Genomic DNA, 14,790 nt, shown 5'->3' on the forward strand with positions numbered 1-14,790 from the left:
TGGCTATCCTAGATAGTGGACCCGGCGCTCGCCGATCCGCATCTGCAGGCCCGTCAGCGCGAGCAGGATGACGAACACGACGAATGCCGCCGCCGTCGCGTAGCCGACGCGGAACTCGTTGTAGAACGTCGTGAAGATGAAGAGGGTCGCCACCCGGGTCGTCCCCAGGGGGCCGCCCGCCTCCGCACCGCTGACGCCACCCCCCGTCAGCGTGTACACGATGGCAAACGATTGAAACGCCCCGATCGTCGCGATCACCGCCAGGAAGAACGTCGTCGGGGAGATGAGCGGGAGCGTGATCCAGCGCATCTGGCGCCACCCCTCAGCCCCGTCCAGGCGCGCGGCCTCGTGGACCTCGGCGGGGATCGCCGTCAGCCCCGCCAAGTAGACCACGACGTGGAAACCCGTATAGTACCAGATGGTGACGATGGCGACGCAGATCAGCGCCAGCGACGGGCCCGCGGTCGCAGAGAACGCCCCGGCGGGGAGGAGGAGCGCGAGAATGGAGCGCGGCTCGAGCAGCCACCGCTGGGGCGGGAGGTGCAGAAGGCGCAGCAGGGAGTTGAACAGCCCGAAGTTGGCATTGAAGATCCACGACCAGACGAGGCCCATCGCGACCATCGAGGTGATGTAGGGCAGGAAGTAGACCAGACGGTAGGCGGCGCGGCCGTGGATCTTCCGAGCAAGGAGAGAAGCGATCAAAAAGCCCAGGACGATCTCGACCGGCACGACCCCGACGACGTAATAGACGGTCACGAGGAGCGAGCGCCAGAAATCGGTGTCGCGCAGGACGCCCCAGTAGTTGGACGGTCCGACAAACGCCTCCTTGGTCAAGCCCCATCGGAACAGGGACACGTACGCGCCGTAGAAGAGCGGGTAGACGTGAAACGCCAGCAGCAGCGCCCCTGCAGGGGCGAGGTAGAGGTAGCCGGCCAGGTTCCCCCGACCCCAGCGCGCGCCGGGCCGCACCATCAGCCGCGGAGGATCGCGTTCGCTCTCGTGGCGGCTTCCTTGAGCGCGTCTTTGGGCGCCTGGAGCCCAGTGACCGCCTTCGTGATGGCGTCCTGAAGGAGTGGGTCGATGCGCACCCAGCCCGCGACGTTGTCGGGCATGGGGTGTGCGTAGTCCAGCGACTCCAGCGCAACGCGTTGCCGGGGATCCTTGGCAAACAGATCCCGCATCGGCGCGGTCCCCAGGGCAGACTTCCGCAGCGGGAGGTAGTGGGACTGCACCGACCACAGGGCGGTCTGCTCGGGCTCAGCCCACCATTTGAAGAAGGTCCACGCCCCGGCCTGCGTCTCCGGCCGCGCTTTGGCGAAGATGACCCCGTTGCTCCCGAACAGGATCGTGGCCTTGTTCTTCCCGGTGGGCAGGGGGGCGACCCCGAGGTCCCAGGCGTTCTTGAGGTCCTGTTGGATGTACTGCTGCGAGACGATCGTGGACACCGCAAAGCAGATTTTCTGAGCCACCAGATCGTTCTGCCAGTCGAACTGCTTGGTGAGGTACATGATCTTCTTGTCGTACAGGTCCTGCAGGAACGTCAGCGCCCGGACGCCTGCGTCCGAGTGAAAGAGGGCCTGCGTGTAGTCCAGGCTCAAGAGCCGCCCGCCGTTTTGGTACAGGAGGGCGGCGAACCAGTCGGTCGCCGGCGTCCACCCCATGCCTGCCACGACTTTGCCGGCTTTGGTGGCCTTCCCGGACGCCGCGACGACGTCGTCCCAGGTCTTGGGCACGTCGAGCCCCAGCGACTTGAGCATCGTGCCGTTGTAATAGAAGACCATGACGGACTTGTTGAACGGCCAGGAGACGAGCGTTGCTTTGTGCTCGACCCGATAGGTGTTGTCTTCGAGGAATCCCGGAAAAATGTCGGCCAGACTTGACCTGGACAGGCCATCGGTGCCGTCGATGTACCTCTGAACGGGGACGATGATGCCCGCCTTCAGGTACTCGGCCACCGCTCCGTACGCCCCGACCTGCGCCGCGTCCGGCTGCGCGCCCGCCGCGACAGAACTCATGACCTTCTGATTGAGGGCCGAGTAGTTCCCGACGAATTCCGGCTGGATCTGGTACTTCGGATGCGAAGCATTGAACTGCCTGGCCAGATTGGAAAGGATGGTCCCGAGCGGGCCCGAGTTCGCATGCCAGAACGTCACCGGCACCGCACCCTCAGCCGCCACCGCGGCCCCTCGGCTTCCCCGTGGCGCGAGCCACCCGCCGAGCGCCATCCCTCCGGCGGCCCCGAGGCCTTGGCGCAGGAACTGCCGGCGTCCCATCCGCGCGCGCTTGCGAACGTTCATCGCGTCCCCCTGTCACGGCGAAGTGGAGGGCCCGTGGACCCCCTCTGTCGCGAGCAGATTTTATTGTGTGGTCGAGATATCCTGCCAGGTCAGCTGAGCGATTCCGCGATGACTTCGTTGCGCAGTACTCCGACGCGGGGCACCTCGACCTCGACTACGTCTCCGGGGCGGAGGTATCTGGGCGGGTCGAACCGCGCGCCGGCGCCCGTCGGCGTGCCCGTGGCGATGACATCGCCCGCGTGCAGCTCGCAAAAAGTCGAAATATAATTGATGAGCCTGGGGAACGAAAACATCAGACGATCCGTCGTGTCGTGCTGGCGACGCTCCCCGTTCACCCGCGTGGTGACGCTGAGGACAGACTCGCCGACCTCGTCGGAGGTGACCAACCACGGGCCGAATGCCCCCGACCGTTCGAAGTTCTTCCCCGGCGTGACGTTGAACTTGCCGTGACGCAGCCAGTCGCGAATCGTTCCTTCGTTTACGCACGAGTAGCCGGCGACGAACTCCATCGCCCGCGCTTCGGGAATCCGCCGGCCGGCACGGCCGATGATCAGGGCGATCTCGCCCTCGTAGTCGAGCTGCTCGGATTCGGGAGGGCGCACGAGCGGCTCGCCGTGCGCGACCAGCGAGCCGGGGGTGCGGAAAAACAGGCTCGGGTACCGAGGGAGGTCTGATCCGTCTTTGTACTCTTCGTTGCGGTCGCGATAGTTGACCCCGACGCAGATGAAGGTGCCGGGGGTGGGGATCGGTTTGAGGAGGCGGAGCTGGTCGGCGCCGTAGTCGGCCGAGGCGCGGGATGCGATCTCCACGGCACGGTCCAGCGCCTCCGCGGCGAGCAGCGCGCGCAGATCAGGCAGTGAGGATCCGAGCCGGCGGCCGAGATCGATCACGCCGTTCCCCGCGAGGAGCCCATAGGACTCCCGGTTGTCGACGCGGAAACTGAGGAGCTTCATCGGAAAGGCATCACCAGCGGCGAGATCGAACCCTCTCTTGACGCCTATGTTGACGAGTCTCCGTGCGCCAGTCAACTCCACCCCGGAGCGGGCTGGTGACGGCATCAGGAGGGAGCCGTGCCGCACCTGATCGTCGAATGCTCTGAGAACGTCGCTCGGGCGGTCGCGCTCGATGACCTCGTTCGCGCGCTGCACGAGACCGCGATCGCCACCGGTGTCTTCCCGCTCGGCGGCATCCGGACCCGCGTTCACGTCTCCCGTCATTACCGGATCGCCGACGGCGACCCCCGGCACGCCTTCGTCCACGTTCAGATGCGGATCGCGCGCGGCCGCGATTTGGCGACGCGCAAACGTGCCGGCGAGCAGGTCTTTGCGGCCCTGCGCGATGGGCTCGCGGCGCTCCAGGAGACCCACACCATCGCGCTCTCGCTGGAAATCGAGGAGATCAATCCCGACACATCCCTGCGGTTCAACACCATCCACGAACATCTGCAGCGGCAGACGACGCGAGGAGAGTGACGGCGGGCGCCGCGCCCGATCTTGACCCAGCCCGTCCCGTAGCGTATCGTTGAGGATGTTCTATCCAGAGAACTAGAGTTCGGTTGGGAGAACAGTCAAAAAATGCCCGTGCCCCCCACGCTCCACCGAGGCGCCGCTGCGGTCCCCGCCGTCGAACGGGCGGCGAGAATGCTCCTGGCGTTGGGCGACGGCCAAGCCGAGGCCACGCTGACCGAGCTGGCCCGACACCTCCGGATCCACAAGAGCACCGCGCACAACATCTTGGCGACGCTCGCCCGGCACCGCTTCGTCAGCCGCGATCCCCGCACCAAGCGGTACCGGCTCGGCCCTGGGCTCGTTGCCATCGCGGGGTCGGCGGCGGACCGGCCGGATCTCGCCGCGCTCGCGCGCCCCTACCTGGACCGGCTGCGACGCCTCTCCGGTGAGACCGTGACGCTGCACGTGCGCGACGGGGCCGGAAGTGTCATCCTCGCCAGCGGGGAGTCGTCACATCAACTCAAGGTCACGGCGCCGCCGGGCTACCGCCTGCCCCTCTTCGCCGGAGCCGTCGCCAAGGTGCTGCTGGCGTTTGCGGTCGAAGACCCGCGTCTACCCGCCCGGTTGCCCGTGTACACGCCGCGCACGATCGGCGTCCCGGCCCAGTATCTCGAGGAGCTGGCACGCGTCCGGCGCGCCGGGTTGGCGTACGATGAGATGGAATATTTGCCCGGCGTCCGCGCCGTGTCCGCGCCGGTGTTCTGTGGCAGGGAGGCCACGGGAGCAGCGGCGGCCGCGCTCTCGATCGTCGGCGTCGCGGTGCGCGTCTCTCCGGCGGACCTGCGCCGGCTGGCGGGCCCGCTCCAGAGTGCCGCCCGCGCGCTCTCCGCGATGCTGCGGCCACCGCTCGATTTCAGGCCGGGGTCCCGGGGCCGGGATACCGGCCGCAGCAACCATCTCGTCTCAGTGATGAGAAGGAGGCGGCCCGCATGAAGGCGACCCTGGCCCTTCGCGTCAACGGTGAGGACCGCGATGTGGTCGTGCCGGTCCACAAGACGCTGCTCGAGGTGCTCCGCGAGGACCTCGGGCTCACGGGGACCAAGCACGGGTGCGAGTTGGGCGAGTGCGGGACCTGCACGGTGCTGGTGGACGGGACGCCGGTGCTCAGCTGTCTCACCCTCCCCGTGGAACTCCAGGGACGGGCGATCACGACCGTGGAGGGGCTCGCGCAGTGCGGGCGGCTCCACCCGCTGCAGGAGGCATTCACCGAGTTGGGGGCGGCCCAGTGCGGTTACTGCACCCCCGGGATTCTGGTCGCGGCCAAAGCGCTGCTCGACAGAGATCCCGCGCCGACGCGAACGGACGTGGCCGAGTGGCTCGCCGGGAACCTCTGCCGGTGCACCGGCTACCTCAAGATCCTCGAGGCCGTGGACCTCGCGGCTGCGCGAATGCGTGGAGACGCGGCAGCGGCGGGCGCGCGCGCCGCCGGCCGGGCCGGCGGGCCGGCAGAGGCGCGTCGATGAGTAGTGCCGGGGACCTCAGGATCATCGGCCGGCCCTGGTCCAAGGTCGACGGCCCGGCCAAGACGACCGGTGAGACGCGGTACGCGGATGACCTGTTTCTCCCGAGGATGCTCCACGGGAAGCTGCTTCGCGGTCACCTCCCACACGCGCGGATCACGCGCGTGGATGCTTCACACGCCCGCACGCTCCCCGGCGTGCACGCCGTCATCACGGGGGGAGACCTCCCGGTGAAGTTTGGGATCATGCCGAGCAGCCAAGACGAGGAAGCCCTGTGCGTCGATAAGGTGCGGTACGTGGGGGACCCGATCGCCGCCGTTGCGGCGGTCGACGAGGAGACCGCCGAGCGCGCCTGCGAGGCGATCGAGGTCGAGTACGAGCCTCTCCGCGCGGTCATGTCCATCGAGGATGCGCTCACCGAGGCCGACGTGCGGGTCCAGGACTACGGCGACGGCCCGGTCCCGAACGTGCACAAGAACATCTCGCTGGAGTTTGGGGACCTGACCCGCGGCTTCGCGGAAGCGGACCACATCCGCGAGGACACGTTCTTCTTCCAGGGCAACACCCATCTGCCGATGGAACAGCACAGCGCGGTGGCCCAGTACGAGGCCAACGGGCGGCTCACGCTCTGGACCTCGTCGCAGACTCCCCACTACGTGCATCGGGCGCTGGCCAAGGTCCTCGGGTTGCCGATGAGCCGGATCCGAGTGATCGCGACCCCGGTGGGGGGAGGCTTTGGCGGGAAGAGCGATCCGTTCAGCCACGAGATCTGCGCGGCCAAACTCGCGATGGTCGCCGGCCGGCCCGTCAAAATCACGCTCACCCGCGAGGAGGTGTTCTACGCCCACCGCGGGCGCCATCCCGTGCTGATGTGGATCCGCACCGGGGTCAAGCGGGATGGGCGGATCACCGCGTGCCACTTCAAGACATTCCTCGATGGCGGGGGGTACGGCTCCTACGGCATCGCGAGCACGTATTACACCGGGGCCCTCCAGACCGTGACGTACGCGATCCCGGCGTACAAGTTCGAGGGGACGCGGGTGTGGACCAACAAGCCGCCCTGCGGCCCGAAGCGCGGACATGGGACTCCCCAACCCCGGTTCGGGATCGAGATTCAGATGGACAAGCTTGCGGAGGACCTCGGGCTTGACCCGGTGACGATCCGGCTCGTCAACGCCACCCAGCCGTACACGAAAACCGTGAACCACCTCCGGATCACGAGCAACGGTCTTCGGGAGTGCATCGAGCGCGTCGTGGCCGCGAGCGGCTTCCACGAGAAGCACCGGCGCCTGCCGCCCGGCCGCGGCGTCGGGCTCGCGGTCAGCACGTACCTAAGCGGCGCGGGGCTCCCGATCTACTGGAACGACATGCCCCACAGCGAAGTGCAGATCCGGGTCGACCGCGGGGGCGGCGTGATGGTGTACAGCGGCGCGATCGACATCGGCCAGGGGAGCGACTCGGTGTTAACCGGCGTGGTCGCCGAGGTCTTGGGACTCGATCCACACGAGATCAGCCTGGTCACCGCGGATACGGATCTCACCCCGATCGATCTCGGCTCGTACAGCAGCCGGGTGACGTTCATGGCGGGGAATGCCGCCCTGCAGGCGTCCCAGAAGATGCGCGATCTCCTCGTCGCGGCGGTCTCTGAGCACCTCGAGGTCGAGCCCGACGACCTCCGGGTCGGCGATCACCGCATCCAGGACGGGGGCGATCCCGCGCGGGGCGTGGCGTTCCCTGAGGCGGCGGCGCTGGCCGAGGCGATGTTCGGCACCTTGACCACCGTCGGGTCCTACCGGCCGCCGAAGCTTGGCGGGCCGTTCAAGGGATCCGGTGTCGGTCCGTCGCCGGCGTACTCGTTCTCCGCCGCGGCGGTCGAGGTGCGGGTGGACGAGGGAACCGGGGACGTCGCGGTCGAGCGGGTGTGGATCGCCCACGACATCGGGCGGGCGATCAACGAGACGCTGGTCGTCGGCCAGATCGAGGGGAGCGTCTACATGGCCCTCGGCGAGGCGCTCATGGAGGAGCAGATCTTCCGAAAGGGACTGCATAAGATCCCCTCGATGCTCGAATACAAGAATCCGACATTCCTCGAGATGCCGCCCGTGGAGACGATCCTCATCAACACGGACGATCCCGAGGGGCCGTTCGGCGCGAAGGAGGCGGGACAGGGTCCGCTCCTACCCGTGATCCCGGCAGTGGCCAACGCGGTCTACGATGCGGTCGGCGTGCGGATCGACGAGATCCCCATCTCTCCCGACAAGGTGCTGGCGGCTCTCGAGCGAAGGCGGAAGGGGGGGGAGGGTCGCGTTGGCCCGAAAGGCGTTCCGCCGTTCCGCTTCCGTGACCCGATCAAGGTGGAGCCACCTTCGGGATGGGAGGCGCCGTGGCGCCCGCCTGTCCCAATCGCGGGTGGGGCGGGACGGTTCGCCGGGCCCCTCCGCACCGGCACCGACATCACGGACGCGCGGCTCCCTGTGGATCGCGAGCGGCCGCCTGAGGAGCCCTGATGCTCCGGCTGCCGTCGTTTACCTACCTCGCCCCGGAGACGGTGGCGGATGCCGTCCGGCGGATCGGGGATGCGGGTGCCGGCGGGATGCTCGTCGCCGGGGGAACGGACCTCTACCCCAACATGAAGCGGCGCCAATTCGAACCGAAGGTGCTGGTCGGGCTCCGGGGAATTCCCGACCTGCGAGTGATTGCCGGCGACCGGCAAAGAGGCATGACCATTGGCGCGGGGGTGACGCTCTCCGAACTCGCCGCACACCCAGAGATCAGAGGAGGGTACCGGGCCCTCGCCCTCGCGGCCGGAGCGGTCAGCACACCGCCGCTCCGGAACATGGGCACCCTCGGCGGCAACCTCTGCGTCGACACGCGGTGCAACTACTACAATCAGACCTTTCACTGGCGGAAGTCCATTGGATTTTGTATGAAGAAGGACGGCGATATCTGCCTGGTGGCGCCGGGCAGCCATCGGTGTTGGGCGATCTCCTCAACGGATACCGCTCCTGTGGCGATCGCGCTCGGCGCTCAGGTTCGCCTGGTCGGCCCCGGCGGGGAGCGCCTCGTCCCGGCGATCGCATTGTACCGGGACGACGGGATGGAGTACCTGACGAAGGCTCCAGAGGAGATCCTGACGGAGATGATCCTCCCCCCGGCCGACGGGTGGCGGACGACGTACTGGAAGCTGCGGCGGCGGGGCTCGTTTGACTTTCCGATCCTCGGCGTGGCCGCGGCGCTGCGGTCCGCCCCGGATGGAACGGTGGAAGACGCGCGGATCGTGCTCGGGGCCGTCGCGTCCCATCCCGTCGTCGCCGGCGAGGCCGCCGCGCTGCTCAGAGGGCAGCGGCTCACGCCGGACCTGATCGCCCGCGTCGCCCAGGTGGCGTTCCAGCCGGCGAAGCCCCTCGACAATGCGGACCTCACCATCGGCTACCGGAAGAAGATGGCCCGCGTGTATGTGGAGCGCGCATTGCGAGAACTCGCGGGGCTGCCGTTCGACGGCGCGCCGGCCGGCGGCTAGGATCTACCGCGGCCGCGCCCGGGCGGAGACGATCGCGAAGATAAGGAGACCCCCCGTTTCATTCGGGCGATAGTACATCACCCAGCGCTTGTTGAGAACAAAGTAGCGCAGGTTTGCGAACCGGCCTCGCTGGCGGGCCGGGTACATTGCCGGGACCTCGGTGAGTACCTCGATGCGATCCAGCAACCCCTGCCGGTCTCGGCGGTTCAGCGACGTCAGCGCCGGGATCGCCTGGTTGGTCCACGTCGCATCCTTCAACGGCGCTTGCTCTTTCGAAGTCGCCCGAGTGCCTGGCCGTGCTCGATGATTCGGCCTCCGCGCTCGTCGGCGAGCGCCCGCTCGAGGGCCACGCGCACGGGAGGTTGTTGTTCGAGTTCACACGAAGATCGTCCCGTCTATAGATCTCTGGAGGAGATAGAGCGTGGGCGCGACCCGAACCACACCGGCCGCGGGCGAGATCCTGAGCCCGCACGACCTGTTGCAGATGCTCTACTACATGCGGCTCCAACGGGCGGTGGAGGATCGCGCCGTCAAGCTCTACTATCAGGGACGGATCCCGGGAGCCTACTTTACCGGTTGGGGGCACGAAGCCATCGCCGTCGGCGCGACCTACGCGCTCGGCCCGCAGGATCTCGTCGCGCCGATGCATCGGGACCTCGCCGCGTACATCATGCGCGGCATCTCCGTGCGGCGCGTGTTCGCCCAGTTTCTCGATCGGGAAGGCGGCCTCACGCGCGGCCGGGATGGGAACATCCACATGGGCGACCCCCGGCTCGGGATCTTTCCATTTATTAGCCATATGGCCGCATCGGTGCCCGTCGCGGCAGGGATGGCGCTGGCGTGCCGGCAGCGGGGGGAAGCCAGGGTCGTGCTCACGTTTTTCGGCGACGGCGCGACCAGCACGGGGGCGTGGCACGAGGGCGTCAACTTCGCCGCCGTGTTTCGCCTGCCCGTCGTCCTCGTGCTCGAGAATAATCAGTACGCCTACTCGACGCCGCTGGACCATCAGACCGCCTGCCGGGCGTTCGTGGACAAGGCGGTCGGATACGGGATCGCGGGGGTGGCCGTGGACGGGAACGACGTCCTCGCGGTCTACGAGGCTGCGCGCGGCGCGGTCGCGCACGCCCGGGAGGGCCACGGACCGACCCTCATCGAGTGCCGGACGATGCGCGTGCGGGGACACAGCGAGGCCGACAAGTTCTCGTATGTGCCCAAGGCCCTGCTCGACGAGTGGGCGGCGCGCGATCCGATCGCGCTGTTCGAGCGCCGGCTGCAATCGGAGGGGCACCTCACGCCCGACGCCGATCGCGCGATGCAGGAGGGGATCGCCGCCGAGATCGAGGAAGGGCTGGCCTGGGCGGAGGCCAGTCCCGAGCCGGCTCCGGAGTCGGTGACCGAGGGCGTCTTCGCCGAGGACGAGGGGACATGAGCTGGGGGGCTCCATGCCGGAGCTGACCTATCTGGAGGCGATCCGGGACGGGCTGCTCGAGGCGATGCACCGCGACCCCCGCGTGTTCGTGATTGGCGAGGACATCGCCACCTACGGCGGCGCATTTGGGATTACGAGAGGCTTCCTCGAGGAGTTCGGGCCCGAGCGCGTGATCGATGCGCCGCTCGCTGAGGCGGCAAACGTGGGAGCCGGGATCGGCGCTGCGGTGATGGGCATGCGGCCGGTGGTGGAGCTCCAGTTCGCCGACTTCATCTCGGATGCGTTCACCCAAGTCGTCAATATGGCGGCGAAGTTTCACTGGCGGACGGGCTGTGCCTTGCCCCTCGTGCTCCGCATGCCCTACGGCGGCGACGTGAAGGGCGGGCCGTTCCATTCGGGGTGCATGGAGGCCTGGTTCGCTCATACCCCGGGGCTCAAAGTGGTCGCGCCCGCCTTCCCCGAGGACGCGAAAGGGCTCCTGCTCGCCGCCATCCGAGACCCGAACCCGGTGTTGTTCTTCGAGCACAAACACCTCTACCGGTATCAGCGGGCAGAGGTGCCCGCCGGCGAATACCTCACGCCGATCGGCCGCGCGCGGATTGTCCGCGAGGGCGGCACGCTCTCGCTGTTCTCCTATGGATGGATGCTCCACAAATGCCTCGCGGCTGTGGAGACGGCGGCGGGCGAGGGGATCAGCGCCGAACTGATCGACCTGCGGAGCCTCGCGCCTCTCGACCGCGCCGCGATCCTGACCTCGGCGCGGAAGACGGGGAAAGCGCTCGTCGTGCACGAGGCGAACCGCACGGGCGGCGTGGGTGCGGAGATCGCGGCGTTGATCGCCGAGGAGGCCTTCGACTCGCTCGACGGACCGGTGATGCGGCTCGCGAGTGAGGACACGCCGGTGCCGCACAGCCCGGTCCTCGAGGCGGCGTTCCAGCCCACGATAGCCGAGATCGTCGAAGCGATCCGCAGTCTCGCGGCCTACTGAGCCAAGGAGGGCAGTTGCGGTGGAGACCGGCGAAGATGCGGTACGCAGAGCGGTGAATGGCTTTGCGGAAGCGTGGAACCGGCACGACATGGACGGACTCGGGGCTTTGTTTACGCCCGACGCGGATTTCGTGAACGTCACCGGCCGTTGGTGGAAAGGGCGGCAGGGAATCCAGACAAGTCATGCATTTACGCACGCCACAATTTCGCAGAGCAGCCCCGGCGTGGACGTTCCTGCGCACGCCTATGGCATCTTCAAAGTGAGCAACTTTCACTTCGACCGCATCGACGTGCGGTTGATTCGCCCGGATGTCGCGATTGCTCACGGTGCCTGGACAATGGTCGGTGACTCGCGCACCACCGAATCACGGTCTGGCACGATGACGTTCGTCGTCACGAGAGATCGCGACCGTTGGCTCATCAGAGCTGCCCAGAACACCGAAATCAATCGAACGGTCAAGACGTGATCATCAATTTCTAGAAGGTGCTCCCCGAGGTGACGCTGCCGTCGTCCCCCAGCGTGAGGGAGATCTGGTCGCTCGAGCCCAGGGGGGATACGGCCCCGGCGATCGTCAACACCACGCTGATCGCGGCTCCGGTGTTACCGTTGCCGTTACAGTTGCCGTTGCCCTGGCCGTTGCCGTTGCCATTGCCCTGGCCGTTGCCGTTACCATTGCCGTTGCCATTGCCCTGGCCGTTGCCGTTGTTGCAGCTGCCGTTGCCATTGCCGTTGCCCTGGCCGTTGCCATTATTTCCGGATCCTGAAGGCACTTGGAGGGTCGGCGCGGCCCAGTGTGATCCTCCCGGCATCGTGAAGCCGGTGTTCCCCAGGACGCCCGTGAACACCGTGTGTTCTTGATAGTAGGACCACTCAAGCGTCTTGAGCTCCTGCAGGATCTGATAGCCCTCGTCTTTGTAGGCGGCGCGGCGGTTGCCCAGATACCGGGGGAACGCCAGCGCGATGAGAATACTGAGGATGGCAAGGGCCGCCGCCAGCTCAACAAGAGTGAATCCACGCTCTCGGCGGTCTCCCGGACGGCCGATCCGCACGACGGTCTTCACTCTGTCCTGTTGCCGGCTTTCTGTGGACCGCGTGGAGGGTTGAGCAGTTGTACGATCGAGCATCACCATAAGCAATGCCCATTAAGTGAGGAGGACAGGCTTTGCTTGGCGCTCCGACTCCGCTGTCCGATACGAAAACTCATTCATTCGACGAGGGAGCGGCATATCGCCGGAGGTCGAGTGGAGGAATGCTGGAATGCTGGTGGCGCTCCCGCCCTCCCCGCTCCGAAATTTATGGTGAGGGTAGCCCCTGAGGCCCGGCGTCCCAGGAACTCTGTGCCCCCACCCTTCGCTTTCTCCTCCAGAGAACGGTGTGCTCCGGCCGGTCCGGATCCGCGGTCCGCGCCGTCCTCGATTCGCGCGTCGTTGCTTGGAGGCGGCTATGTTTCTCAACATCCTGCAGTTCGCCTGGGCGCTGCGCCACTATCGGCCCCGGCTCGTTCGGTGGTCCCGCCGGACCATGCTTGCTGCCGCCGGGATCTTCCTGATCGCGCTCACCCCATGGGAATTGCCCGGTGGTGGGCCCCAGGCGACCCGCGCAGCAGATCTGAGCGGCATCCATAGGATCCAGCACGTCGTGGTCATCATGCAGGAGAACCGCTCGTTCGACCACTACTTTGGGACCTACCCCGGCGCGGACGGGATTCCGATGCAAAACGGCATGCCTGCGGTCTGCGTTCCAGACCCGCGAAATCGGCAGTGCGTCAAGCCATTTCATGACCCACACGACGTGAATCGGGGCGGCCCTCACGGCGCCAAGGACGCCACCGCCGACATCGACGGCGGGAGGATGGACGGCTTCATCGGGCAGACCGGCGGCCGGAAGGCCAAGTGTCAGGGGACGTTCGACCCCAGCTGCGGCGGTGGGTCGGGCGAACCCGACGTCATGGGCTACCACGATGCCCGCGAAATCCCCAACTACTGGACGTACGCGCGCGAGTTCGTGCTGCAAGATCACATGTTTGAGCCAAACGCGTCATGGAGCCTCCCCGAGCATCTGTTTATGGTCTCCGAGTGGTCGGCCCGCTGCACGAGCGCCGATCCGATGAGCTGTGTGAATGAACTTCAATCCCCTGACAGCCTCTTCGCGCGGCGCCGCGCAGGCAGCACCGCAAGACCCAACTACGCCTGGACGGACCTCACGTACCTGCTCCACAAAGCGAGGGTCACCTGGGCGTACTATGTCGCCGAGGGGACCCAGCCTGACTGCGACGACAATGCGGCGAGCTGTCCCGAGAAGCCCCAGCGCGCCGGGACCCCGCAGATCTGGAACCCGCTGCCCTGGTTCGAGACGGTGCGGGATGACGGTGAACTACACAACATCCAAACGATCTCGCATTTCTTCGAGGCGGCCCGGAACGGTGCGCTGCCGGCGGTCTCCTGGGTGGTCCCCAACGGCAGGGTCAGCGAGCATCCGCCCGCGCTCGTGAGCGCGGGACAGACGTACGTGACCAGCCTGATCAACGCGGTGATGCAGGGGCCGGACTGGAACAGTACCGCGATCTTCCTCTCGTGGGATGATTGGGGTGGATTCTACGACCACGTGGTCCCGCCCAAGGTGGACGAGAACGGGTACGGCCTGCGGGTCCCGGGACTCGTGATCAGCCCCTTCGCCCGGAAGGGGTACATCGACCACCAGATTCTGAGCTTCGACGCCTACGTCAAGTTCATCGAGGACGACTTCCTCGGCGGGCAGCGGATCGATCCGAAGACCGACGGCCGCCCCGACCGCCGGCCGAACGTGCGGGAGGTCCTGCCGCAGTTGGGCAACCTGGCGACGGACTTCGATTTCAATCAGGCCCCGCGATCCCCGTTGGTGCTTCCAATCAATCCTCCGGCCGGACCACCTTCCGTGGGCCGTTAGCGAGCGACTGCAGGCGGTCGATCACAGCCGCGTGATTCGGTAACCCCCAGCGCCCCGGAGGCGGCCACGCCTCCATGGTCGCGCCGCGTCACGCAGATACCCAGAATTATCATGCAGCATGCGCCGATGTTTTTCTCCACATCAGCCAATGAAGTTCATCCCTTCGGATGATTCTGCGTCACGAAATATCATCCGCGGGCACTACCCGACGACAAGGAGCACAGGTGAACCGAGAGGCCCTCGCCGGCCGCGAACGGACACGGCATCGCAGATCGTGCGCCGGAAGGGATCGCGCGGCCTACAAGGGAGGGGATGATGGACAGCACTCGAATGGCTGTCAAAGCACCCCGAACGACGGTTGCCCAACCGGCTGAATCGCCCGCCGAGCAGGACCCCGCGGTACTCGGAAAGTTTCGTCGATTTCGGCGCACCGCCGATCCCCAGCTCCGCCAAGAGCTCGTCTGCCACTACCTTCCGCTCGCCAAGAAGATCGCGCGGCGCTACGTGCGGGCCGGCGTCCCGCTTGACGACCTGACGCAGATCGGCACGATCGGCCTCATGAATGCGGTGAGTTCATACGATCCCGGGCGCGGTGTGAAGTTCGAGGCGTATGCGTACCATCACGTCGCCGGCGAGATCCGGCACTACTTGCGCGATGCGGTG

At 66.8% G+C, this 14,790-nt stretch carries 15 protein-coding genes; 10 read left to right on the forward strand and 5 right to left on the reverse strand.

The window, feature by feature from the left end; all coding sequences use genetic code 11:
* Nucleotides 1-3: 3 nt before the first annotated feature.
* From VFP86_18245 to VFP86_18255, 3 genes are all read right to left on the reverse strand, one after another.
* Nucleotides 4-972 (reverse strand): sugar ABC transporter permease, encoded by a 969-nt coding sequence (locus tag VFP86_18245; protein ID HET9001587.1) that lies wholly within the window; start codon nucleotides 970-972, stop codon nucleotides 4-6.
* The gene (locus VFP86_18250; GenBank protein ID HET9001588.1) at nucleotides 972-2,297 is read right to left on the reverse strand and encodes an ABC transporter substrate-binding protein; all 1,326 of its coding nucleotides are present in this window, start codon (nucleotides 2,295-2,297) and stop codon (nucleotides 972-974) included. The genes VFP86_18245 and VFP86_18250 overlap by 1 nt, the downstream gene beginning before the upstream one ends.
* A gap of 89 nt (nucleotides 2,298-2,386) precedes the next feature.
* The gene (locus tag VFP86_18255) at nucleotides 2,387-3,250 is read right to left on the reverse strand and encodes a fumarylacetoacetate hydrolase family protein (GenBank protein HET9001589.1); all 864 of its coding nucleotides are present in this window, start codon (nucleotides 3,248-3,250) and stop codon (nucleotides 2,387-2,389) included.
* 117 nt (nucleotides 3,251-3,367) lie between these two features.
* On the opposite strand from VFP86_18255, the gene VFP86_18260 reads away from it, so the two are divergent.
* The 5 genes from VFP86_18260 to VFP86_18280 all read left to right on the forward strand — a co-directional run bounded on the left by VFP86_18260 (nucleotide 3,368) and on the right by VFP86_18280 (nucleotide 8,785).
* Nucleotides 3,368-3,769: a 5-carboxymethyl-2-hydroxymuconate delta-isomerase gene (locus VFP86_18260; GenBank protein HET9001590.1), complete on the forward strand. Its 402-nt coding sequence runs from the start codon at nucleotides 3,368-3,370 to the stop codon at nucleotides 3,767-3,769.
* 102 nt (nucleotides 3,770-3,871) lie between these two features.
* Entirely contained in the window at nucleotides 3,872-4,738 is an 867-nt protein-coding gene (locus VFP86_18265) for an IclR family transcriptional regulator (GenBank protein HET9001591.1), read from the forward strand.
* The gene (locus VFP86_18270; protein HET9001592.1) at nucleotides 4,735-5,268 is read left to right on the forward strand and encodes a (2Fe-2S)-binding protein; all 534 of its coding nucleotides are present in this window, start codon (nucleotides 4,735-4,737) and stop codon (nucleotides 5,266-5,268) included. The genes VFP86_18265 and VFP86_18270 overlap by 4 nt, the downstream gene beginning before the upstream one ends.
* Nucleotides 5,265-7,772, forward strand: coding sequence for a molybdopterin cofactor-binding domain-containing protein (locus tag VFP86_18275; GenBank protein ID HET9001593.1), 2,508 nt, complete (start codon nucleotides 5,265-5,267; stop codon nucleotides 7,770-7,772). The genes VFP86_18270 and VFP86_18275 overlap by 4 nt, the downstream gene beginning before the upstream one ends.
* The gene (locus VFP86_18280; GenBank protein ID HET9001594.1) at nucleotides 7,772-8,785 is read left to right on the forward strand and encodes a xanthine dehydrogenase family protein subunit M; all 1,014 of its coding nucleotides are present in this window, start codon (nucleotides 7,772-7,774) and stop codon (nucleotides 8,783-8,785) included. Before VFP86_18275 ends, VFP86_18280 begins: the two co-directional genes overlap by 1 nt.
* Nucleotides 8,786-8,788: 3 nt before the next feature.
* Here VFP86_18280 and VFP86_18285 read toward each other — a convergent pair whose 3' ends face one another.
* Nucleotides 8,789-9,043: a hypothetical protein gene (locus VFP86_18285; GenBank protein HET9001595.1), complete on the reverse strand. Its 255-nt coding sequence runs from the start codon at nucleotides 9,041-9,043 to the stop codon at nucleotides 8,789-8,791.
* A 163-nt stretch (nucleotides 9,044-9,206) separates the two neighbouring features.
* Between VFP86_18285 and VFP86_18290 the strand changes: the two genes are divergently transcribed.
* From VFP86_18290 to VFP86_18300, 3 genes are read left to right on the forward strand one after another with little or no spacing between them, the layout of a single operon-like run.
* Nucleotides 9,207-10,214: a thiamine pyrophosphate-dependent dehydrogenase E1 component subunit alpha gene (locus VFP86_18290; protein HET9001596.1), complete on the forward strand. Its 1,008-nt coding sequence runs from the start codon at nucleotides 9,207-9,209 to the stop codon at nucleotides 10,212-10,214.
* 13 nt (nucleotides 10,215-10,227) lie between these two features.
* On the forward strand, nucleotides 10,228-11,202 hold the full coding sequence (locus tag VFP86_18295) for an alpha-ketoacid dehydrogenase subunit beta (protein ID HET9001597.1): 975 nt from the start codon (nucleotides 10,228-10,230) through the stop codon (nucleotides 11,200-11,202).
* A gap of 19 nt (nucleotides 11,203-11,221) precedes the next feature.
* Nucleotides 11,222-11,668, forward strand: a complete 447-nt coding sequence (locus VFP86_18300; GenBank protein ID HET9001598.1) for an SgcJ/EcaC family oxidoreductase — start codon at nucleotides 11,222-11,224, stop codon at nucleotides 11,666-11,668.
* Nucleotides 11,669-11,678: 10 nt separating this feature from the next.
* Here the strand turns inward: VFP86_18300 and VFP86_18305 are convergent, their stop codons facing one another.
* Nucleotides 11,679-12,263, reverse strand: coding sequence for a type II secretion system protein (locus VFP86_18305; GenBank protein ID HET9001599.1), 585 nt, complete (start codon nucleotides 12,261-12,263; stop codon nucleotides 11,679-11,681).
* Between the two features lie 382 nt (nucleotides 12,264-12,645).
* On the opposite strand from VFP86_18305, the gene VFP86_18310 reads away from it, so the two are divergent.
* Both VFP86_18310 and VFP86_18315 read left to right on the forward strand, forming a co-directional pair.
* Nucleotides 12,646-14,127 carry an alkaline phosphatase family protein gene (locus VFP86_18310; protein ID HET9001600.1) on the forward strand — a complete coding sequence of 494 codons (1,482 nt, stop codon included), beginning with the start codon at nucleotides 12,646-12,648 and terminating at the stop codon, nucleotides 14,125-14,127.
* A 330-nt stretch (nucleotides 14,128-14,457) separates the two neighbouring features.
* Nucleotides 14,458-14,790, forward strand: a 333-nt coding sequence (locus VFP86_18315) for a sigma-70 family RNA polymerase sigma factor (protein ID HET9001601.1), incomplete at its 3' end; no start/stop codon positions are given.

It is taken from the genome of bacterium (assembly GCA_035703895.1).
Taxonomy (GTDB): Bacteria; Sysuimicrobiota; Sysuimicrobiia; order Sysuimicrobiales; family Segetimicrobiaceae; genus Segetimicrobium.